Source organism: Micromonospora sp. ZG13 (assembly GCF_059359355.1).
Genome location: NZ_JCADBQ010000015.1, coordinates 73,218 through 93,595, shown reverse-complemented (window position 1 = coordinate 93,595; position 20,378 = coordinate 73,218). Strand labels below are relative to the sequence as shown.

Genomic DNA, 20,378 nt, shown 5'->3' with positions numbered 1-20,378 from the left:
CCTCAGGGCAGTTGCTCGATCTCCGTGGGCGCCTGCGCGCGGATCACCCCGATGTCACTGGTGATCGGCACGTCCGGGAAGCGTTCGGCGACCCGGCGCAGGATCTCCTCCCGACGGTGCGGGCTCTCGACCTCGCCGTAGAGCATCAGGCCGCGCTCCCGGCGGACCACGGTGATCCCCTGTTCGGCCACGTCCGGGTCCTCGGTGAGCAGGCGGTGGACCTCGGCCTCGACGTACTCGTCGGGCGGTCCGGTGGCGACGTCGCGGTGCTCGGTCACGGTGTCCCCTCTCCCTCGCCGGTGCCGGAGTGCGGCACCACCTCCAGCCGGTCCAACAGCACCAGGAACGCCTCCGCGTACGGCGAGTGCTGCGTCTCCTTGCGTACCCGTTCCCAGTCGATCTGCTCCCGCAGCGAACGGGCCAGCGGCAGACCCCGGGCGAAGTCGCAGTAGTGCTGCGAGAAGCTCAGCAGTTTGTGCACCATGAGCTGGGTGGCCGAGAGCACCGGCATGTGGATCGCGTCGACGGGTCGTACGACCGTGTCGGCGAACGTCTCCTCGGTAACCGGGGTCTCGATCGGCCGGTGGATCAGGTCCACCATGCGGCCGTCGTCGAAGACCTTGACCAGCCAGTCCTCGGGCGGCCGCTCGGCGGTGAAGCCCGCCGCGACCAGCGCCTCCAGGGAGCGCTCCACGTCGACCTCGCGGATCAGGAAGTCGACGTCGTGCTCGCTGGAGTGACCGCCGTGGGCGTACACCGCGAAGCTGCCCCCGAGCGCGAAGGGAATCTCTTCCTGCTTGAGCACGGCGGCGACCTTCTTCAGCGTGTGCACCAGGCTCTCGTCCCCGCGCTCTGCCATTGGCGTCTCCCGTCGATGGTGGTGGGCGGCTGATCCAACTCCGGTACCCGGCATCCCGGCGGGCCACACCTGGCAGGCGGCGCGGTCGGGGTCAACCGGGAGGACACAGCACAAAACTCCCGGGTACGCGAGCGCGGGTCGGATAGCCTGTGGAGAGTGTCCAGATCACCGGAGGCGCGGCGCGGCAGGGCCCGATTGCGCGCCGTCGCCCTGATCGGCATCGACGGCTCGGGCAAGACCACCCAGGCGCACCGGCTCGCCGACGCGCTGACCGCGGCGGGCCGCCCCGCCACCTACCACCGCAACGCCGGCGGGCGACGCTGGCTGGGGCGCCTCGCGCACCGCCTCGGCCGCCCCGACGCCCAGCGGCTCGTGGGGCGCAACGGCATGTTGGCGGTGGAGTCCGTGCTCCGCTGGCTGGCGATCGCCGTCGCCCTGCTCACTTGCCTGGCCACCGGCCGGGTCGCGGTCATGGACCGCTACTCCGCCTGCCAGTACGCGAGCATCAGGGCGCACGGGGGGCAGCGCTGGGAGCGGCTGGCCCGGGCCGGCTACCGGATGTTCCCGCGACCGCAGGTGACCTTCCTGCTGACCGTCGATCCCGCCGAGGCGTACCGGCGGATCGAGCAGCGTGGCACCGACCACGAGAGCATGCGCTACCTGACCGCCGCGGACACCGCCTACCGGACGCTGCCGGAGTACCCCACCTTCGTGGTGGTCGACGCCGGGCGCCCGCCGGAGGAGGTCTCCCGGCAGATCCAGGCCCACATGGCGGGTTGGCTGGCGTCCGCCGACGACCGCGACGACCGGCCGGCCGAGGGGCGCGACGGCTGGCCGGCCGGCAGCGGGAGTCGACCTGCCGTCGTGCCCGTCCCGCCGGGGGCGGAACCGGTCGCGATCGCCCGGCTGACCGTCTGAACCGGCGCGGGCGCGGCGGGAGGGTCTGAACGGGCGCGGGCGGCGGGACGGCTCTGAACCGGCCCGCAGGCGCGGCGGGACGCCTGAACGCGCCGCAGGCGCGGAGACGGCTCTGAGCCGGCCGCGCGGCGGGACGGGCCTGAGCCGGCCGCGATCGGCGGTGGCGTGGCCCGAGTCGGTCGCGACCGACCGGTCGACCGTCCGGGCCGGCCGCGGACGGTGTGTGGGCGGCGGCTGCCCGACGGGTCCCGTCGGGTGCCCGGGGCATCGCACACGGCCGGGAGGTGGCATGGTCTGCACCAGGAGAGGGAGGATCGGTGGGCCGGCAGCCCTCGCGTGGGTCGCGCCGGGAGGGGCCACCGTTCGTGGGAATGGCACCGACGGGCAAAACGGCACGTCCGGGCGGGCGGTACTTTTCCCAATACGCCCAGTCATGGTTGACGCTCACGCCTCGTGAAAGTAAGTTTCATCCGTGGCGAAGAGTCCGAAGATTTCTGCGAGTCACGAGCCGGGTGGGCTGATCGTCCACATCAGCGGCCTGCTCCCCTCGTTGTCGCCGGCCGAGCAGCGGGTCGCCCGGCTGGTGGTCTCCGACCCGGCCGACGCCGCCCGTCGGACGATCACCGACCTCGCCACCGCCGCGGAGACATCCGAGGCGACCGTCATCCGCTTCTGCCGGTCGGTCGGCATGGACGGCTACCCGCAGCTGCGGATCCGGCTCGCCGCCGAGGCCGCCCGCCGGGTCGAGCCGCCGGACGCCCGGGTCGTCGGCGGCGACATCCCGCCCGGTGCCGACCTCGCCCAGATCATCGCGACCATCGCCTTCAACGACGCGCGGGCCGTCGAGGAGACGGCCGAGCAGCTCGACCCGGCGATCTGCGAGCAGGTCGTCGACGCCATCGCGGGGGCCAGCCGGATCGACGTATACGGGGCGGGCGCCAGCGGGTTCGTCGCCTCGGACTTCCAGCAGAAGCTGCACCGCATCGGCCGCACCGCCTTCTACTTCCCCGACGTGCACACCGCGCTGACGTCGGCCGCGTTGCTCGGGCGCGGCGACGTCGCCGTCGGCATCTCGCACACCGGCACCACCTCGGACGTGATCGAGGTGCTGGAGCAGGCGCGGGCCCGGGGAGCCTCCACGGTGGCGCTCACCAACTTCCCCCGGTCGCCGATCACCGAGGTGGCCGACTTCGTGCTCACCACGGCCGCCCGCGAGACGACCTACCGCTCCGGTGCGATGGCGAGCCGGCTGGCCCAGCTCACCGTCGTCGACTGCCTCTTCGTCGGGGTGGCCGCGCGCAACCGGTCCCGGGCCAGGAAGGCCCTCGAAGCGACAGCCGAGGCGGTCCGGTCACACCGGATCGGCCCGGGACGGAGGCGGGCATGACGGCGGGCGCGGTGGAACCCCACGAGGTGACGGCTCCGATGGCGGCCCGGCCGGTGATCCGGGTCGGCGCGCCGACCGAGCGGCGCAACCCGCTCAGCGCGGACCTCGACCTCATGTCGACCCGCGACGTGCTCACGGTGATCAACGAGGCGGACCGGCGGGTGCCAGGCGCCGTCGCGGCCGTCCTCGACGAGATCGCCGCGACCGTCGACCTGGCGGTGACCGCCCTGCGCGGCGGGCACCGGGTGCACTACTTCGGCGCCGGCACCTCCGGGCGGCTCGGCGTGCTCGACGCCGCCGAACTCGCGCCCACCTTCAACTCGCCCCGGCACTGGTTCTGCGCGCACATCGCCGGCGGGCCGGAGGCCATGTGGCGGGCGGTGGAGGACGCCGAGGACGACGACCGGGGCGGCGCGGCCGAGGCCGCCGACTGCGTACGGTCGGGGGACCTCGTGGTCGGACTCGCCGCCAGCGGACGCACACCGTACGTCCTGGGGGCGCTCGCCGCGGCGAGCGCCAAGGGGGCCTCGACCGTGCTGCTCTGCGCCAACCCGGAGGCGGAGGCCGCCCGGTCGGTGGACGTCTTCATCGGGGTGGACACCGGGCCGGAGGTCGTCACCGGGTCGACCCGGATGAAGGCGGGCACCGCGCAGAAGCTGGTGCTGAACACGTTCTCCACAGCCGTGATGGTCCGACTGGGCCGGGTCTACTCGAACCTCATGATCGACATGGTCGCCACCAACGCCAAGCTGCGGGGCCGGATGATCTCGATCCTGATCGAGGCCACCGGCTGCTCGGAGGAGATCTGCCGGCGGGCCCTCGTCGAGGCCGACGGCGACATGAAGGTGGCGCTGGTCTCGCTCGTCTCCGGGGTGGAGGTGTCCGCCGCGCGGGCCGCCCTGGCCCGCTCCGCCGACCAGGTCCGCAGCGCCCTGGCCCTGCTCGCCTCCTGATCCGCCCCGTCCCGCCGCCCGTCCTGCCCCGCCCCGCCGCCCGCCCGGCCCTTCCTGCGATCCCCGTCACGCGGGGGCATGCGATGGCGCGGCGGATTGTTCACCGGGGGGTGGGGTATTACCACGGGCGTGGATGAACCGAGCCGTCCACCGCTGCGTGTCTGGCAGTGACCAGGATCGCAGCGCGACGGTGACCCGGGTCGCTGTGCCTCCGACCGGGCGGTGCTGCCATGGATCGGGAGACGGCGACACGTCGATCCGCCGCCCCTGGTGTGGTGCCCGCCGGAGAGCCGCCACATGGGGTGCTGACAGCAAACATGGACCGCGCTCTCAGCGGATTATCAGGCATTCGTGACAGTTTCGACTCACGACATGGAATCCCCGACACGTCTCAACTGTTGTGTAGGTGTCAGCACCGGTGGGCACAGCGGAAGTTACGGGGGAGGGCTGATGGACGTGGGGATGGCAAGGAACCGGGCAACCGGCGCGAGCGAGGGGACCGTGGGCAACGTGGACAAGAACATCGGCATGCGAACCGACGAGGTTGCCGAGGAGCGCGACCTGGTCGGCGTCTACCTTCACGAGATCTCCCGGACGCCACTGCTGGACGCCGCCAAGGAGGTCGACCTCTCCAAGGCGATCGAGGCCGGCCTCTACGCCGAGCACCTGCTCGGTGAGGACCGCGTCCCCGCCGGTGTCGACCGGGACGACCTGGAACGCCTGGTCGCCGAGGGCGAGCGGGCCAAGGACCTGTTCATCCGGGCCAACCTGCGGCTGGTCGTGTCGATCGCCCGCCGCTACGTCCGCTCGGGCATGCCCATGCTGGACCTGATCCAGGAGGGCAACACCGGCCTCGTGCGGGCGGTCGAGAAGTTCGACTACGTGCGCGGCTACAAGTTCTCCACCTACGCGACCTGGTGGATCCGCCAGGCGATCAGCCGGGCGATCGCCCAGCAGGAGCGCACCGTGCGCCTGCCGGTGCACCTGGTCGAGGACGTCAACCGGATGCGCAACGTTGCCCGCCAGCTCACCCGTGAGCTGGGCAGCGACCCGGAGCCGGAGCAGATCGCGACGGCCCTCGGGGTCACCGTCGAGCGGGTCAACGAGCTGGTCCGCTGGTCGCAGGACACCGTCTCGCTGGACACCCCGGTGGGCGACGACGGCGACACCAACCTCGGTGACCTGGTCGCCGACAGCGACGCGCCGTCGCCGGAGGAGATCGTCCTCACCGGGCTGGAGCGGCAGCGGATCGAGGGCCTGCTCAACCACCTCGACGACCGTTCGGCCGGCATCATGCGGGCCCGCTACGGGCTCGAGGACGGCCGGGAGCACTCCCTTACCGAGGTGGCCTCGCGGTTCTCGCTCTCCCGGGAGCGGATCCGTCAGCTGGAGATCCAGGCGCTCGGCCGGCTCCGCGAGCTGGCCAGGGCCGAGGGGCTCCAGGCGGCCTGAGCAGGGTAGGAACAACGGCGAACGGCCGGCGTCCGATAGGGGGACGCCGGCCGTTCGCCGTACTCGGGCCAGGTCAGCGGACCCGGCCGTAGCCCTGGATGGGCATCAGGTTCATGCCCCGTTTGAGCACGTTGCGACCGGCGCTCGGCGCGTCGATGACCTGGCCGCCGCCGACGTACAGGCCCACGTGCCCGAGCCCGCTGTAGAAGACGAGGTCGCCGGGGCGCAGATCGCTGCGGCTGATGTGGGTCACCGCGCCCCACTGCATCCGGGTGTTGTGCGGCAGCGACTTGCCGGCCGCCCGCCAGGCCGCCGAGGTCAGCCCCGAGCAGTCGTAGCCGTTCGGCCCGTCGGCGCCCCAGACGTACGGCTTGCCGAGCGCGCCGTACGCGTACCGCACCGCGGTGCCGGCCCGGCCGGAGACCGCCGGGGCCTGCTTCGCGCTGTCGGGCCGGGCGGCCGGCTTCTCGGTGGCCCGCCCGTACGCCTGCCGGCGCAGCTCGTAGAGCTCGGCCAGGTCGCGTTCGATCCGCTTCTTCGCGGCGGTCATCTCGCGGGCCTGCGCCGCCTGCCGGCCCAGCGTGACCTCCAGCCGGGTCTTCTCGTCGAGCAGCCGGCGCTGGTTGCCGGTGAAGTTCGTGATCTTCGCCTGCCGCTGCCGGGTGAGCTGGTCCAGCATGTCGAGCCGGTCCAGCAGGGTGTCGGCGCCGCCGGGCCGCAGCAGCGCGTCGGCGGTGGTCAGGTTGCTGCCGGTCTTGTACGCGGTCACCGCCATCTCGCCGACGTCGGCCCGGCTCCGCTCGGTCTCCTGCTCCAGCGGACCGATGCGGCTCTGCACCCGCGCCACGGCGGCCTGATTGGCCTTGATCTCCTCGCGGAGCTTGTTGTACGCCTCGACGACGTGTTCGAGCTTCGTGGAGGAGTTCTCGATCCGCCGGGTCAGCTCGGCGGGGGACGGTTCGGCCCGGGCGGGTACCGCCGGTGCGAGCAGCGTGGCCGACACCACGGCGACCGCCAGGGCGCGCAGCGTGTTCCTGAGGGACGACAAGAGCGGAAGGCTCCTCTCCCACCGGCCGCCGCGGGCTGCTGAGGCCCCCGACGACACCGGGCCGGTGCTGTCCGGGTGGACGGCGATCGACCGGGCCGGCCCGGACAACCTATCCCGGGGCGGGAGTGATGCGCAGTTGAAGCTGGGTCGAATGTTCGCGGAGTGACGGAAATTGTTGATCACCGAGGACACGTAGAGTGATCAACTTTTCCCGGCTCGGCGCGGGGCGCCGCGGCTATTGCCGGCGTTGGGACGATATGCGCCATTCGTCGTTCTCGACGCATGCCGCCGGGCGCTGGTCCGTTATGACCGACAAGACCGACACGGTGGCCGGAAGCGACGGGACGCGGGGCCGCCCGCCCCGGACGCGAGCCGAAATCGCCGTCGGGGCTGGCACGTGCGCCACACAATGAAGCGCGCAGCCGGGAATCCCGCCGACCGGCACCGCCGCGAGACCCGTCGACGGGAGCCGACCTGGCACCAGCCGTGGGAGGTAGAACCGTGAACCCTCAAGGCGCCACCCGACAGCCGCAGTCACCGCCGGTGACCGCAGCGAAGAACACCCTCCTCTACGCCCGACCCGGGATCATCGTCACGGTCGACCGGTTCACCGTCGGCCGCAACAGCTGGCAGGTCACCGAGCTGACCCACCTGCACACCGGCCGGGGCCCGCACGACCGCGTCGCGGTGCGGGCCGTCGTCGTCACCGGCGCCATGATCGGCGGCGTCGGCCTGCTGCTCGGCTTCACCGGCGGGCTGCAACGGCTCACCGCGGGGGCGTACCTCGTGCTGGGCCTGGTGTTCCTGCTGCCGGTGCTGGTCGCGCTGGTGGGGGACCGGTGGCGACCGCCCGCGTACGAGCTGTGGGGGCGGCGCCGGGGCGAGCGGGTGCTGCTGTTCAGCAGCGACGACGAGCGGCAGTTCGGCCAGGTCTCCCGGGCCCTGCGCCGGGCCCGGGAGATCAACCGCTACGGCGGCTGGGAGGACCCGCTCGCCTCGGTCGACCCGTGGCGGCCCAACCGGTGACCGGCGTCAGCCGGCGACCGGCTCCGGCGTGCGCCCGGTCTCTTCCGCGGTCACCCAGGAGCTGACCCGGCGCTCGGCGAAGAAGGAGACGAACGGCACCGTGCCGGCCAGCATGACCAGGACCATCCGCTTCAGCGGCCAGCCGGCCCGGCGGGACAGGTCGAAGGCGGCCACCAGGTAGAGCATGTAGAGGAAGCCGTGGGCCTGGCCCACGGTCTCCACCAGGATCGGTTCGTCGAAGGCGTACTTCATCGGCATGCCGATCACGACCAGCAGGATCAGCGCCACGCCGACGATCCAGGCGATGACTCGGTACCGGGTCAGGGCTGCGCCCACCGTCGTCCGTCCTTTCGCGTCCGGCCTCAGCCGGGGTAGTCACCGGGCTTGGCGCCCGGGTTGTCGTTAAGCCATTGCAGGTAGTGGTTGTAGGCGGCCAGGTCGCCGTCCTCGCCGCCGTCGGCAGCCGCGGACACGCGGGCGACCCGGACGGGCCGGCGTACGACCGGGCGCGTCGCGGCGGCCTGCGGGGCGTCGGCGGGCACCTCCCCGGGGGCGTCGGCCGGCGCCGTGGGCCCACGCAGCGTGTGCCGGACCTCACGCCACCAGACGAAGACCACGAAGCCCGCGAAGATCGGCCACTCGACCGCGTAGCCCCAGCTGATCGCGTTGCCGGCGGCGGCCCGGCTGACCTGCCACCAGCCCAGCGCCAGGAAGCCGGTGACCAGCACGACCATGGCCACGTGGCGCGCGATCCACGCCGGGGTCCAGAGCCGTCTCATGGCATCGAGGGTACCGGGGGCGGCAGCGGTCTCCGACGCGGCGTCGTAGGGCGCTCTGGTTTGGTGTCACCAGGTGTGGGCATCCGTCTAGACGCGAGCCCAAACCAGAGCAGGGGGTCGATCATGACGGGATCGGTACGGCAGGACGACTTCGGCAGCCCGGAGCAGCGGATGCCCGAGTGGGACGGCGACCACGTCCACGACAGGGCCTCCGGCGAGGCGGACGAGCCCGACGGCGAGCTGCTCGGCGTCGACCCGGCCGAGCTGGCCGACGAGGACCTGGTCCGGGAGATGCACAGCCTGCACCGTACGCGCCTGGACACGCTGCGCCACGCGTCGGACTCCGCCCTCGCCAACCACCTGCGCCGCACCGCGGAGCTGGAGACCGAGTACCTCGCCCGGCACCCCGGCCGCGAGGTCGACCCGAGCCGGCTGCGGGACGCCTGATGGCGTCCGCCGAGCGCGGGATGTCCGCGCCGCCGGAGGTGGTCTTCAACACCGCCACCGACCCCGCCCGGGCGTCGGCGTGGCTGCCCGAGCCGCTACGCGCCGACGGCAGCCCGGCGGACGAGGTCAGCGCCGAGGAGCTGCGCGCGCGGTGGAGCGCCGCCGAGGAGTGGTCGGCGGAGATCCGGGTGGAGCCCGCCCAGGCGGGTGGTGCCCGGATGCGGCTCGACCTCACGGGTGGGCCGGACGCCGAGCGACTGGCCGACGAGGCGCTGGACAGCCTGGCCCGCGTGGTGGCCGACAACCTGCAGGCCGGCTGAGCCGGCCCGCACCAGCGAGAAGACCGAGGAGACCGGGTGACCGCCCTGAAGGAGAAGGTGGCGCGGCTGCGCCAGGCGTACGCGCCGCACGAGCACCGGCCGCTGGGCGGTTACCTGGCGGCGATGGGCACCTACGCCGGGGTGACCGCCGGCATCGCCGGCCTGGTCCGGGCGACCGGCCGACCGGTGCCCGACCGGCCCGCCCCGGCCGACGTGGTGCTGCTCAGCATCGCCACCCACAAGCTGAGCCGGCTGCTGTCGAAGGACGCGGTGACGAGTCCGCTGCGGGCGCCGTTCACCCGCTACGACAAGCCGATCGGCAGCGGCGAGGTAATGGAGCAGGTCCGTGACCAGGGCAGCTCCACCCGGCACGCGATCGGGGAGCTGCTGAGCTGCCCGTTCTGCCTCGCCGTCTGGATCGCCACGGGGCTCACCGGCGGGCTGGTGCTCGCCCCCCGGTTGACCCGCCTGGTGGCGACCGCGCTGACCGCCGTGGCCGCCTCGGACTTCCTCCAGATGGCGTACGCGGTGGCCCAGCAGGCCGCCGAGGGCGGCGACCACGACGAGGACTGACGACGTACGACGAAGGGGGCCGGCTGCGCGCCGGCCCCCTTCGCACGTCGATCCGTCCACCCCGGCCCCGCCGGGTCGCGCGGATCAGGTCGGGGTCGTGCCGTGATCCTCGCCGGCCCAGCCGCGGGATGCCTCCGGCTCGCGCTCGTCGGCGTCCGCCCCGGTGATGATGTCCCGGTCGACCGCCGTGCGGTCGTGCTCGTTGGCGAAGTCGGGCTCCGGCAGGGTGTCCCGGCCCCCGGGGGGCTGACCGAGCGCCGGCAGCTTCTCGTGCTCTTCCTCGTGGTGGGACATCTCGTTCTCCTCACTGCTCGTCGGCCTCGGGTGCGCCGAGGCCGTCCGCCCCGGGGGACGGGTGGGCGGCGCGAGCCGCCCCACGGACGACGGCCGCCACGGCCCGGGTCGCGCGGGCCCGGGTCGCCGGGCGTCAGGTGACCGAACCGCCGAGCAGGTCGGCGACCTCGTCCACGGCGTACTCGCCCTCGGGCAGGGCGGCGATGCGGGTGAGGAGCTGCGCGGGCAGCTCCGCGGAGACGGCCCGGCGGTAGATGTCCGCCTGACTGATCCGCTCCTGGCCGTGGTAGAGATCCTCCAGCAGCTCGTCGAGGCGCCGGGTGTCCGGCTCCTCGACCACGGGCGCGTCCGTCACGGGTGCGTCGTCGGTCACGAGAGGTCAGCTACCCGCGACCGAATCGGTCAAACGTCACCGCACCCCGGCGCCGTGCGTGAGCGTCCCTCGCGGCGCGGCCTCGTCGGAGCGAACCGGGGAGCGCGGCCCCGGCTGTGACGGCGCTCATGGCGGAGGCCGGAACACCGGCGGCGGGTCGCCCGTTGAGTCAGGTGTCGGTGTGACCAGTGTCCCCGGGCCTCACCTAAATTGCCTTCGCGGAATACCGTCCGGCTGGAGCCGCGTCGCGCCACTCGCCGAGAGGCGACCTGCACACCGGCACCAGTGCCGCCCCCGAGCCTCAGGGCCCGGGGGCGGCACTGTTCTCCCACCCCGACGCCGACCGGGCGAGGCGGGTCAGGCGGAGGTGGGTACGGCGGTGCGGCGGCGGGTGCGGACGGCGGCGGCCAGGTGGTTGAGGACCTCCTCGGTGGTGTCCCAACCGATGCAGGCGTCCGTGACCGACTGGCCGTACGTCAGCTCGCGGGTCGGGTCCAGGTCCTGGCGGCCGGGGAGCAGGAAGCTCTCCAGCATGATCCCGACGATGCCGCGCTGCCCGGCGTCGAGCTGGGCCGCCACGTCGGCGGCCACCCTCGGCTGGTTGCGGTGGTCCTTGCCGCTGTTGGCGTGGCTCGCGTCGATCACCACGCGCTCGGGCAGGCCGGCCGCGCGCAGCAGTTCCAGGGCGCCGGCCACCGACTCCGCGTCGTAGTTCGGCCGGCCGCCCCCGCCGCGCAGCACCAGGTGCCCGTCGGCGTTGCCCCTGGTGTGCAGGATCGCGGGCGTCCCGGAGACGTCGATGCCGGGGAAGACGTGCGGTACGCCGGCGGCCCGGATGGCGTCGACGGCGGTGCCGATGCTGCCGTCCGGGCGGTTCTTCATGCCGATCGGCATCGACAGGCCGGAGGCGAGCTGCCGGTGCACCTGGCTCTCCACCGTCCGCGCGCCGATCGCTCCCCACGCCACCGTGTCGGCGATGTACTGCGGCGTGATCGGGTCGAGGAACTCGCAGCCGACGGGGAGGCCCAGGCGCAGCACGTCGAGCAGGAGCGCGCGGGCCGTACGAAGGCCGGTGTTGACGTCGCCGGAGCCGTCCAGCCCGGGGTCGTTGATCAGGCCCTTCCAGCCCACCGTCGAGCGCGGCTTCTCGAAGTAGACCCGCATCACGACCAGCAGGTCGTCGGCCACCCGCGCGGCGGCTTCGCGCAGCAGGTGGGCGTACTCCAGCGCGGCGGCCGGATCGTGCACCGAGCACGGGCCGACCACCACCAGCAGCCGGTCGTCGGCGCCGTCCAGCACGCGGCCGACCGCCCGTCGCCCGGCCAGTACGGCCGAGGCGAGCGTGTCGTCGAGGGGCAGCTCGTGGTGCAGCAGGGCCGGGGTGGTCAACGGCACGACGCGGTCGATGCGTTGGTCGCTGACCCGATCGGTCTCCGGGGTCGTCACGGTGGGAGTCCTTCCGCCGACCGTGCCCCGGGGCCGGTGCCCGGGTCGAGCCGGCTGCTCGTACGCAAAAGGGCAGGAACGGAAGCTCCTGCCCGGCCGGCTCGAATGTGGTGACGTCAGATCATGGTGAAGTCACCGGCGTGCGAGCCGGCTGCCTAAACCATCGATACGAACGCGTCACGCGGCCCAGCGTACCCGACCGTGCGGGAAGGTCCACCCGGTCGTCGGGAAAGACTCGCTTCGTGTTCACCTCCATCGATGGGCGCGGCGGTAGTTTCATCGACACCGACCGCTGTTTCCCGGAGGTTCCCGATGGACCGTCGTACCGTCCTGCGCGCCACCGTCCTCGGCGGCGCCGCCGCCTTCTCCGGCAGTCTCTGGGCCGGCGCCGCCCTGGCCGCCCCTGCTCAGCCGGGTGCCAGCCCGTACGGGCCGCTCGGCGCGGCCGACGCCAACGGCATCCAGCTGCCCGCCGGTTTCACCAGCCGGGTGATCGCCCGCTCCCGGCAGACGGTGCCGGGGACGTCGTACACCTGGCACGACGCGCCCGACGGCGGCGCCTGTTTCGTCGCCGGAACCGGATGGATCTACGTCTCGAACTCCGAGATCCTGACCACCGGCGGGGCCTCCGCGGTGCGCTTCGACGCCGACGGCAGCGTCGCCTCGGCGTACCGCATCCTGTCGAACACCAACCGCAACTGCGCGGGCGGCGCGACCCCGTGGGGGACCTGGCTCTCCGGCGAGGAGGTCAGCCGGGGATACGTCTACGAGACGTACCCGCAGGGCGGCCGGGCCGGGGTGCGGCGGGCCGCGATGGGCCGGTTCAACCACGAGGCGGCCGCCTGCGACCCGGAGCGACAGGTCGTCTACCTCACGGAGGACGAGACCAGCGGCTGCTTCTACCGGTTCCGGCCGACCACCTGGGGCGACCTCTCGGCCGGCACGCTGGAGGTGCTGGTCGCCGGCACGGGCACCAGCGGCCCGGTGAGCTGGGCGCGGGTGCCCGACCCGGACGGCTCGCCCACGCTCACCCGCAACCAGGTCTCCGGGGCGAAGAGGTTCAACGGCGGCGAGGGCTGCTGGTACGCCGACGGCACCTGCTGGTTCACCACCAAGGGCGACAACCGGGTCTGGGCCTACGACGCGGTCAACCAGCGCATCGACCTGGCGTACGACGACTCGCTGGTCTCCGGGACGGCGCCGCTGACCGGGGTGGACAACATCACCGGGGCCCGCTCGGGCGACCTCTACGTCGCCGAGGACGGCGGCAACATGGAGATCAACGTGATCACGCCGGCGGGGGTGGTCGCCCCGTTCCTGCGGATCACCGGCCAGTCCTCGTCGGAGATCTGCGGGCCGGCGTTCTCGCCCGACGGCAGCCGGTTCTACTTCTCGTCGCAGCGCGGCACGTCCGGCTCCTCCTCCGGGGGCATCACCTACGAGGTGCGCGGCCCGTTCCGTTCCTGACCGCCCGCCGGGCGCGATCATGCGGCGTGCCGGAGGCGGCGGCGGGGTATGTGGGCGGTCATGAGTCACGAGCAGAGCGACCAGGAACGGGTGGAGTCCCGAGCCCACCTGCTGCCCGAGGAGGCGGCTGCCGGCAGCGACGACCCCCGTGCGCAGGCGGAAGCCATCCTCGCCGAGTCCGACCTCCGGGAGGAGGACCGCAACGCCGCCCCCGACACCGTGCTGGAGCGGCGTACCTCCGATCAGACGGTGACCCCCATCGAACCCCCCGACTGAGGCACGGCACCCCGGGTCCGTTGCGAGGCCCGGTAGGTGTGCTCCCGCAGCCAGGCGATCGGGCCGACCGCCCGCAGTCCCGGCGGCAGGTTGCCGATCGGGTCGAAGGCCAGCGCGGCGTCCTCCCGGGCGCTGAGCTGGTCGCCGAGGGCGACCTGCCCGAACGGCCGCCACGGCCCGACGGCGGACGCGACCGCGAGCACCAGGCGCGGCGCGTCCGCCCGGGCCGCGGCGGCGACCTCGGGCAGGCTGCGGCCCAGGTCGGGCGACTCCGGGTCGGCCAGCGCGGCCAGGAAGAGCCGCCGCCGGCCCGCGCGGAACGGCATGATCGTGCTGTACGTCCCGGCGAAGCGGCGCCGGGGCAGCGGCAGGTTCCGCAGCAGCGGCGCGGCCCCGCTGGAGCTGACCAGCAGGTCGAAGGGCCGGCCCGCGTCGGAGTGCAGGCGCACGGCCAGCCCCAGCACGTCCGGCCAGGCGCCCGGGGTGGGCACGCCCTTGGAGAGCCGGACGGTCGCCGGGAAGCGTCCCGGATCGTCCAGCAGCGGCACCCCGGTCGGCGGTCCCGGCGTACCCCAGACGACGACCTCGCCCGCGAACGAGCGGCCCGCGGGATGCAGCAGGCGGGCCCGGCGCAGCCGGGTGAGGGCGGCGGTCGCGCGGTCGACCGCGACGGCGGCCCGGTCGGTCACGGTGGCGGCAGGCGGCATGTCTCCCCGGTACCCGGCGGCCGGCGGTCGATGCCTCGCCCCGTGCGGCGCGTCCCGCTGCGCGACCCCCGATCGGATAGCGTCGTGCCATGCCCGACAGCGGTTACCCCTGGCCCATCGAGACCACCCGCCTGGACAACGGCCTGCGCGTGGTGGTGAGTGAGGACCGCACCGCCCCGGCGGTCGCGGTGAACCTCTGGTACGACGTCGGTTCCCGCCACGAGCCCGAGGGGCAGACCGGCTTCGCCCACCTCTTCGAGCACCTGATGTTCGAGGGCTCGGTCAACGTGGCGAAGACCGAGCACATGAAGCTGGTGCAGGGCGCGGGCGGCTCGCTCAACGCCACCACCAACCCGGACCGCACCAACTACTTCGAGACCGTCCCCGCCGAGCACCTCGAACTGGCGCTGTGGCTGGAGGCCGACCGGATGGGCGGGCTGGTCCCCGCGCTGACCCAGGAGACGCTGGACAATCAGCGGGACGTGGTCAAGAACGAGCGGCGCCAGCGCTACGACAACGTGCCCTACGGCGACGCCTGGCTGCGGCTGCTGCCGCTGCTCTATCCGCCCGGGCACCCCTACCACCACGCCACGATCGGGTCGATGGCCGACCTCAACGCCGCCGACCTGGCCACCTTCCAGGCGTTCCACCAGACCTACTACGCGCCGAACAACGCGGTGCTCACCGTGGTGGGCGACGCCTCGGCCGCCGAGGTGTTCGCGCTGGCCGACAAGTACTTTGGCGCGATCCCGCCGCGCGCGGAGATCCCGCCCGCGCCGGACGGCCGGACCGTCGCGGCCACCGGCCGACCCGCCGTGGAGACGGTCACCGCCGACGTGCCGGCGCCGCGCGTCTACGTGGCGCACCGCACCCACCCCTTCGGCAGCCCGGGCTACGACGTGCTGACGGTGCTCGCCACCGTGCTGGGCAGCGGCCGGGGCAGCCGCCTCTACCAGCGCCTCGCCGACGGGGAGCGGATCGCCCAGCCCGACCTCGTCGGGGCGTACGGGGTGGACCTGGCGCACGCCCCCGCGCCGCTCATCGCCACCGCCACGGCCCGCCCCGGGGTCAGCGCCGAACGGCTGGGCGCCGGGCTGGCCGAGGTGGTCGACGAGTTGGCCACCGTCCCGGTCACCGCCGCCGAGCTGGACCGGGCCAAGTCCCTGCTGAGCACCTCGTGGTGGCGACAGATGTCCACGGTGGACGGTCGGGCGGACACGCTCGGGCGCTACGCCACCCAGTTCGGCGACCCGGCGAAGGCCGCGCAGCGGCTGCCGGCCTGGCTCGCCGTGACCGCCGAGCAGATCGCCGAGGCCGCCGCCGAGGTGCTCGCCGCCGACGACCGGGTGACCCTGACCTACCTGCCCGAGGAGAAGCCCTGATGACGCTGATCGCTGACCGTCCCGGGCCGGGTGCCGCCCGCCCGTACCGGTTCCCGCAGGTGGTCCGCCGCACGGTCGCCGGTGGTCAGGTGGTCGCCGCGCACCTGCCCGGGCAGAACCTGGCCGTGGCGCTGCTGCTGCTCGACGCGGGCGCCGGGCGCGAACCGACCGGCAAGGAAGGGCTCGGCGCGGTGCTCGCCAAGGCCCTGGAGGAGGGCACCGCGCAGCGCGACGCGACGGCGTACGCGCTGGCGATCGAAGGGCTCGGCACCGAGCTGGTGATCGGCCTGGACTGGGACTCCTTCCAGGTCAGCGTGCAGGTGCCGGTGGAACGGCTGAGCGCCGCAGTGGAGCTGCTCGCCGAGGCGGTACGCACCCCGAAGCTGGACCCGGACGACGTCCGGCGGGTGCGTGACGACGAGGCGACCGCGCTGCGGATGGACTGGGCCAACCCCGGCCCGCGGGCCGACGCGGCACTGCGCGCCGACCTGTTCGGCGCCGGCAACCGCTGGGGCCGCCCCATGTACGGCGACCCGGAGTCGGTGGCGGCGCTGGACGTCGAGGACGTCACGGTCTTCCACTCCGAGTGGTTCATCCGCCCCGGCACGCTGATCGTCGCGGGTGACCTGGACCGGCTGGACCTGGACGCGCTCGGCGCGACGGCCTTCGCCGGCACCGGCGGCGGGCCGGTCGAGCAGGGTGGCCCGATCGAGGTGCCGACCCGCTCCGGCCGGCGGATCATCCTCGTGGACCGGCCCGGCTCGGTGCAGTCCACGCTGCGGCTGGGCCACCCGTCGCCGCACCGCGCCCACCCCGACCACGTGCCGATGACGCTCGCCGGCACGGTGCTCGGCGGGGCGTTCACCTCCCGGCTCAACCACCTGATCCGCGAGGTGCGCGGCTACACGTACGGCATCCGGGGCGACTTCGCCTCGTCCCGCCGGTTCGGCCGCTTCGGGGTCAGCTCCAGCGTGCAGACGGCCGTCACCGCGCCGGCCGTCGTCGAGGCCGTCGGGGAGATCACCCGTACCCGCGAGACCGGGGTGACCGAGGAGGAGTTGGCGGTCGCGCGTTCCTGGCGGGCCGGGCAGCTCTCGGTGGAGTTGCAGAGCCCCCGGGCCATCGCCGCCGCGCTGACCACCCTGGTCGTGCACGACCTGCCCGACGACTACCACGCCCGGCTGCGGGAGTCGCTGCTCGCCGCCGACGTGGCCCAGGTCTCCGCGGCGGCCGCCACGCATCTGCGCCCGGAGGAACTCACCCTCGTGGTGGAGGGCGACGCCGCCGTGATCCGCGACGAACTCGTCGCCACCGGCCTGGGCGAACTCGTCGAGGACGCCTCCTGACCGGCCGGGGGCGGTGTGACGTGCGTCGCGCCGCCCCCGGCCGGCGCCGCGTCCCGCCCGGGGGCGGCCGGCGTGGATGCTGCGGCGGTCCGCCCCGCCGGCTGACGATCCTCTCGTCCCACCGGCCCTCCCGGCGGTGTGGTTTTCGTCCCGTGGCGGTTGCGGGGTGACCACCGCGACGCCGTCACGGGCCCCGGTGGGTGGGAAAGCGTTCCCGGTCGGGCCGCCCGGCTGGGTAGCCTCGCGGGCATGAGGATCGGCATTGTGGGGGCCACCGGCCAGGTCGGTGGCGTGATGCGGCAGGTGCTGGCGGAGCGGGAGTTCCCGGCGGAGCAGGTGCGGTTGTTCGCCTCGGCGCGCTCGGCCGGGCGCACCCTGCCCTGGCGGGACGGCGAGGTGACCGTGGAGGACGCGGCCACCGCCGACTACTCCGGGCTCGACATCGCCCTCTTCTCCGCCGGCAAGGGCACCGCGAAGGAGCTCGCGCCGCGGGTGGCCGCCGCCGGCGCCGTCGTCATCGACAACTCGTCGGCGTTCCGCATGGACCCGCAGGTGCCGCTGGTCGTCGCCGAGGTCAACCCGCACGCCGCCGCCGTACGCCCCAAGGGGATCATCGCCAACCCGAACTGCACGACGATGGCCGCGATGCCCGTGCTGCGGCCGCTGCACGCTGAGGCGGAGCTGGTCAGCCTGGTCGTCTCGACGTACCAGGCGGTCTCCGGCGCCGGCCTGGCCGGCGTCGCCGAACTCGACGAGCAGGTCCGCAAGGTCGCCGAGCACGCCACCGGCCTCGCCTTCGACGGCGCGGCCGTGGAGTTCCCGGCCCCCCGCTCGTTCGCCCGGCCGATCGCGTTCAACGTGCTCCCGCTCGCCGGCTCGATCGTCGACGACGGCAGCTTCGAGACCGACGAGGAGCAGAAGCTGCGCAACGAGAGCCGCCGCATCCTGGAGATCCCCGGGCTGCGCGTCTCCGGCACCTGCGTCCGGGTGCCCGTGTTCACCGGCCACTCGCTCCAGATCAACGCCCGCTTCGCCCGCCCGATCACCCCGCAGCGGGCCCGCGAGCTGCTCGACGGCGCCCCCGGCGTGGCGCTCGCCGACGTACCGACCCCGTTGCAGGCGGCCGGCCAGGACCCGACCTACGTGGGACGGATCCGCGCGGACGAGACCGTCGAGCACGGCCTCGCCCTGTTCTGCTCCAACGACAACCTGCGCAAGGGCGCCGCGCTCAACGCGGTGCAGCTCGCCGAGCTGGTCGCCGCCGAGCGCCGCTGACCGGCACGCCTCTCCGGGCCCCCGCCGGCTTCGGCGGGGGCCGGTGGCGTCCCTCGGCTGGCCCGGTCGCGCCGGCGTACGGCGGGCGGGGCGTCCGCCGTGGTTCGATGGGACCGCCGTGACCGGTTTGAGCGGGAGGTTTGCCGTGGCGGACGACGAGACCCAGCGGGCGTTGACGGAGCTGGTCGCCGGCCACCGGCTGGGGGTGCTGGCGACGCTCAAGCGGGACGGGCGCCCGCAGCTCTCCACCGTCATCTACTCCTTCGACGGCGCGTCGGCCCTGATCCGCGTCTCGGTGACCGACGGCCGGGCCAAGACCGCCAACCTGCGCCGGGACCCGCGCGCCTCCTTCCACGTCAGCAGTGCCGACGGCTGGGCGTACGCGGTCGCGGAGGCGCGCGCCGAGCTGACGCCGGTGGCCGCCGACCCGGACGACGCCACCGTCGCCGAGCTGGTCGACCTCTACCGGGCGATCCAGGGGGATCATCCGGACTGGGCCGACTACCGGCGGGCGATGGTCGCCGAGGGGCGCCTCGTGCTCCGGCTGCACGTCGAACGCCTCTACGGCGTCCCACCGCGCGCCTGACCCCTCCCCGCTCACGTGGCCTTCCCGCCCGGGGCGCCTCGCGTTACCCCGTGCGGTCGGCGGGTAGACGGCGGTGCCGACACCGAGAGGGGAGCACCATGACAACGGTCGGAGAGTTCATGACGACCCGGTTGGTGACGATGGACGGCAACGACACGCTGACCGCCGCTGCGCAGGAGATGCGCGACAGCGCCATCGGCGACGTGGTGGTGACCGACGGTGACGACGTGATCGGCATCGTGACGGACCGGGACATCACGGTACGGGGCGTCGCCGAGAACCTGGACCCGAACTCGACCCCGCTCAACCGGATCACCAGCAAGGACGTGATCACGGTCAGCCAGTACGACGACGCGGTGGCCGCCGCCGACCTGATGCGCACGTACGCCGTGCGCCGGCTGCCGGTCATCGACGACGGGCGGCTGGTCGGCCTGGTCTCGATGGGCGACCTCGCCGTGGAGCGGGAGCCGCAGTCGGTGCTCGCCGACATCAGCGCCGACGAACCGAACAACTGACCCGTCCGCCGCGGCGCGCCGGCTCCCCGAGACGGGAGCCGGCGTCGCGTCTCCAACTGTGGGCGGGGCGCCGTCGCCCGGGGCGACATGCGGTCAGCTTCACGCGCCCGCTCTATGATCTTGCCGTGTCCACGGAGCCCTCCACACCAGGTCGGAGCCAGCCGAACGGATGGTCTCCCCACCGATCCACGATGACGGCGTCGCCTACCGGTTCCGGGCCCATGGCGGGGGCATGGTCGGCCGGCAGGTCGATCACGACGACGTTGCTGGTGGTGCTGCTCGGTCTGGTCGTGATCGGGCTGAACACCGCCGTCGCGTACGTGGCGGTGGGCGCGACGGTCGTCCCGATCATCACCGGCCTGCTCCTCTGCCTGGTCTTCGTGGTCGCCGTACGTCTGCTGCACCGGGCCGCGTGGCTGGCCTTCCTCGCGGTGGTTCCGGCCCTGTTCGTCCTCGTGGGATCGGTACAGCTCGCCCCGGAGGCGGTGCTGGAGGCGCGCGGCGTCCGCCAGGAGGTGACCATCGTCGACGTGCAGGTCGTCGGCAAGCGGTACGAGTTCACGCTGCAGGGCGTCGACGGGCGCCTCGACGAGCCGCTGGTCCACCAGGGCAGCAACCCCGGGCACCAGGTCGGCGACAGGCTCGCCGTGCTCACCGATCCGGACGGGGTGGTCGACCTCGAGGTCGCCGACCGGGTCGACTCCGGCGGCATGCTGGCGGCACTGCTCCTCGGCGGTGTCGGCTGGACCGTCATCGCGCTGCTCGCCGGGTGGCGCGGCCACGTCCGCCGGTGGAAGGGCCGCTACGACACCCTGGTGATCTAGCCGACGCGCCCCGGAACGGGGAGCGAGCCGCACCGGCGCGACGCGCCGGACGGAGGCGACTCACCCCATCCGGGCGAGGTTGGCCCGGCACCGGACGGGGACCCCCTGCTCGGGACATTGACCGA

At 73.5% G+C, this 20,378-nt stretch carries 25 protein-coding genes; 16 read left to right on the top strand and 9 right to left on the bottom strand.

The window, feature by feature from the left end; all coding sequences use genetic code 11:
- Positions 1–2 precede the first annotated feature (2 nt).
- Positions 3–278 carry a hypothetical protein gene (locus tag AC5L34_RS24500; protein ID WP_088998725.1) on the bottom strand — a complete coding sequence of 92 codons (276 nt, stop codon included), beginning with the start codon at positions 276–278 and terminating at the stop codon, positions 3–5.
- Positions 275–913, bottom strand: a complete 639-nt coding sequence (locus AC5L34_RS24495; protein WP_121400101.1) for a nucleotidyltransferase — start codon at positions 911–913, stop codon at positions 275–277. The genes AC5L34_RS24500 and AC5L34_RS24495 overlap by 4 nt, the downstream gene beginning before the upstream one ends.
- A 102-nt stretch (positions 914–1,015) precedes the next feature.
- Here AC5L34_RS24495 and AC5L34_RS24490 point away from each other — a divergent pair, with 102 nt between their 5' ends.
- The 4 genes from AC5L34_RS24490 (at position 1,016) to AC5L34_RS24475 (ending at position 5,569) form a co-directional block, all read left to right on the top strand.
- The gene (locus tag AC5L34_RS24490) at positions 1,016–1,777 is read left to right on the top strand and encodes a dTMP kinase (RefSeq protein WP_494827123.1); all 762 of its coding nucleotides are present in this window, start codon (positions 1,016–1,018) and stop codon (positions 1,775–1,777) included.
- A 472-nt stretch (positions 1,778–2,249) separates the two neighbouring features.
- A complete protein-coding gene (locus AC5L34_RS24485; protein WP_101412493.1) occupies positions 2,250–3,164 on the top strand; it encodes a MurR/RpiR family transcriptional regulator in 915 nt (304 codons plus the stop codon).
- Positions 3,161–4,117 carry an N-acetylmuramic acid 6-phosphate etherase gene (gene murQ, locus AC5L34_RS24480; RefSeq protein WP_363899386.1) on the top strand — a complete coding sequence of 319 codons (957 nt, stop codon included), beginning with the start codon at positions 3,161–3,163 and terminating at the stop codon, positions 4,115–4,117. Before AC5L34_RS24485 ends, murQ begins: the two co-directional genes overlap by 4 nt.
- A gap of 462 nt (positions 4,118–4,579) precedes the next feature.
- Positions 4,580–5,569: a sigma-70 family RNA polymerase sigma factor gene (locus tag AC5L34_RS24475; protein ID WP_250100525.1), complete on the top strand. Its 990-nt coding sequence runs from the start codon at positions 4,580–4,582 to the stop codon at positions 5,567–5,569.
- A gap of 73 nt (positions 5,570–5,642) precedes the next feature.
- Here AC5L34_RS24475 and AC5L34_RS24470 read toward each other — a convergent pair whose 3' ends face one another.
- Positions 5,643–6,617: a C40 family peptidase gene (locus AC5L34_RS24470; protein WP_494827121.1), complete on the bottom strand. Its 975-nt coding sequence runs from the start codon at positions 6,615–6,617 to the stop codon at positions 5,643–5,645.
- 543 nt (positions 6,618–7,160) lie between these two features.
- Between AC5L34_RS24470 and AC5L34_RS24465 the strand changes: the two genes are divergently transcribed.
- On the top strand, positions 7,161–7,643 hold the full coding sequence (locus tag AC5L34_RS24465; protein ID WP_357723709.1) for a DUF6232 family protein: 483 nt from the start codon (positions 7,161–7,163) through the stop codon (positions 7,641–7,643).
- 6 nt (positions 7,644–7,649) lie between these two features.
- Here AC5L34_RS24465 and AC5L34_RS24460 read toward each other — a convergent pair whose 3' ends face one another.
- Together AC5L34_RS24460 and AC5L34_RS24455 are read right to left on the bottom strand one after the other, a co-directional pair.
- Positions 7,650–7,979: a DUF3817 domain-containing protein gene (locus tag AC5L34_RS24460; RefSeq protein WP_088998732.1), complete on the bottom strand. Its 330-nt coding sequence runs from the start codon at positions 7,977–7,979 to the stop codon at positions 7,650–7,652.
- 26 nt (positions 7,980–8,005) lie between these two features.
- Entirely contained in the window at positions 8,006–8,422 is a 417-nt protein-coding gene (locus tag AC5L34_RS24455; RefSeq protein ID WP_494827119.1) for a hypothetical protein, read from the bottom strand.
- A gap of 120 nt (positions 8,423–8,542) precedes the next feature.
- On the opposite strand from AC5L34_RS24455, the gene AC5L34_RS24450 reads away from it, so the two are divergent.
- From AC5L34_RS24450 to AC5L34_RS24440, 3 genes are read left to right on the top strand one after another with little or no spacing between them, the layout of a single operon-like run.
- Positions 8,543–8,869, top strand: coding sequence for a DUF6158 family protein (locus tag AC5L34_RS24450; RefSeq protein ID WP_441177118.1), 327 nt, complete (start codon positions 8,543–8,545; stop codon positions 8,867–8,869).
- Positions 8,869–9,189 carry a hypothetical protein gene (locus AC5L34_RS24445; RefSeq protein ID WP_441177064.1) on the top strand — a complete coding sequence of 107 codons (321 nt, stop codon included), beginning with the start codon at positions 8,869–8,871 and terminating at the stop codon, positions 9,187–9,189. The genes AC5L34_RS24450 and AC5L34_RS24445 overlap by 1 nt, the downstream gene beginning before the upstream one ends.
- Before the next feature lie 36 nt (positions 9,190–9,225).
- Positions 9,226–9,762 (top strand): DUF1360 domain-containing protein, encoded by a 537-nt coding sequence (locus AC5L34_RS24440; protein WP_441177063.1) that lies wholly within the window; start codon positions 9,226–9,228, stop codon positions 9,760–9,762.
- An 84-nt stretch (positions 9,763–9,846) separates the two neighbouring features.
- Here the strand turns inward: AC5L34_RS24440 and AC5L34_RS24435 are convergent, their stop codons facing one another.
- The 3 genes from AC5L34_RS24435 to AC5L34_RS24425 form a co-directional block, all read right to left on the bottom strand.
- Positions 9,847–10,056, bottom strand: a complete 210-nt coding sequence (locus tag AC5L34_RS24435) for a hypothetical protein (RefSeq protein ID WP_441177062.1) — start codon at positions 10,054–10,056, stop codon at positions 9,847–9,849.
- 133 nt (positions 10,057–10,189) lie between these two features.
- On the bottom strand, positions 10,190–10,429 hold the full coding sequence (locus AC5L34_RS24430; RefSeq protein ID WP_357723719.1) for a hypothetical protein: 240 nt from the start codon (positions 10,427–10,429) through the stop codon (positions 10,190–10,192).
- 357 nt (positions 10,430–10,786) lie between these two features.
- Complete coding sequence (locus AC5L34_RS24425; protein ID WP_441177061.1) at positions 10,787–11,875, bottom strand: 3-deoxy-7-phosphoheptulonate synthase; 1,089 nt, start codon at positions 11,873–11,875, stop codon at positions 10,787–10,789.
- 312 nt (positions 11,876–12,187) lie between these two features.
- Between AC5L34_RS24425 and AC5L34_RS24420 the strand changes: the two genes are divergently transcribed.
- Together AC5L34_RS24420 and AC5L34_RS24415 are read left to right on the top strand one after the other, a co-directional pair.
- Positions 12,188–13,342: an alkaline phosphatase PhoX gene (locus AC5L34_RS24420; RefSeq protein WP_494827117.1), complete on the top strand. Its 1,155-nt coding sequence runs from the start codon at positions 12,188–12,190 to the stop codon at positions 13,340–13,342.
- Between the two features lie 60 nt (positions 13,343–13,402).
- Complete coding sequence (locus AC5L34_RS24415; protein WP_441177059.1) at positions 13,403–13,618, top strand: hypothetical protein; 216 nt, start codon at positions 13,403–13,405, stop codon at positions 13,616–13,618.
- On the opposite strand, the gene AC5L34_RS24410 is transcribed toward AC5L34_RS24415, so the two are convergent.
- Positions 13,585–14,325 carry a phosphodiesterase gene (locus tag AC5L34_RS24410; protein ID WP_441177058.1) on the bottom strand — a complete coding sequence of 247 codons (741 nt, stop codon included), beginning with the start codon at positions 14,323–14,325 and terminating at the stop codon, positions 13,585–13,587. The two genes, AC5L34_RS24415 and AC5L34_RS24410, sit on opposite strands and share 34 nt — an antisense overlap.
- An 89-nt stretch (positions 14,326–14,414) precedes the next feature.
- Here AC5L34_RS24410 and AC5L34_RS24405 point away from each other — a divergent pair, with 89 nt between their 5' ends.
- The 6 genes from AC5L34_RS24405 (at position 14,415) to AC5L34_RS24380 (ending at position 20,253) form a co-directional block, all read left to right on the top strand.
- Positions 14,415–15,707: a M16 family metallopeptidase gene (locus tag AC5L34_RS24405; RefSeq protein ID WP_441177057.1), complete on the top strand. Its 1,293-nt coding sequence runs from the start codon at positions 14,415–14,417 to the stop codon at positions 15,705–15,707.
- Positions 15,707–17,053 (top strand): M16 family metallopeptidase, encoded by a 1,347-nt coding sequence (locus AC5L34_RS24400; RefSeq protein ID WP_441177056.1) that lies wholly within the window; start codon positions 15,707–15,709, stop codon positions 17,051–17,053. Before AC5L34_RS24405 ends, AC5L34_RS24400 begins: the two co-directional genes overlap by 1 nt.
- Before the next feature lie 249 nt (positions 17,054–17,302).
- Positions 17,303–18,328 carry an aspartate-semialdehyde dehydrogenase gene (locus AC5L34_RS24395; protein ID WP_363899415.1) on the top strand — a complete coding sequence of 342 codons (1,026 nt, stop codon included), beginning with the start codon at positions 17,303–17,305 and terminating at the stop codon, positions 18,326–18,328.
- 145 nt (positions 18,329–18,473) lie between these two features.
- Positions 18,474–18,914, top strand: a complete 441-nt coding sequence (locus tag AC5L34_RS24390) for a PPOX class F420-dependent oxidoreductase (RefSeq protein WP_441177055.1) — start codon at positions 18,474–18,476, stop codon at positions 18,912–18,914.
- A gap of 98 nt (positions 18,915–19,012) precedes the next feature.
- The gene (locus AC5L34_RS24385; RefSeq protein ID WP_441177054.1) at positions 19,013–19,429 is read left to right on the top strand and encodes a CBS domain-containing protein; all 417 of its coding nucleotides are present in this window, start codon (positions 19,013–19,015) and stop codon (positions 19,427–19,429) included.
- Positions 19,430–19,650: 221 nt separating this feature from the next.
- The gene (locus AC5L34_RS24380) at positions 19,651–20,253 is read left to right on the top strand and encodes a hypothetical protein (protein WP_441177053.1); all 603 of its coding nucleotides are present in this window, start codon (positions 19,651–19,653) and stop codon (positions 20,251–20,253) included.
- Positions 20,254–20,378: the final 125 nt, after the last annotated feature.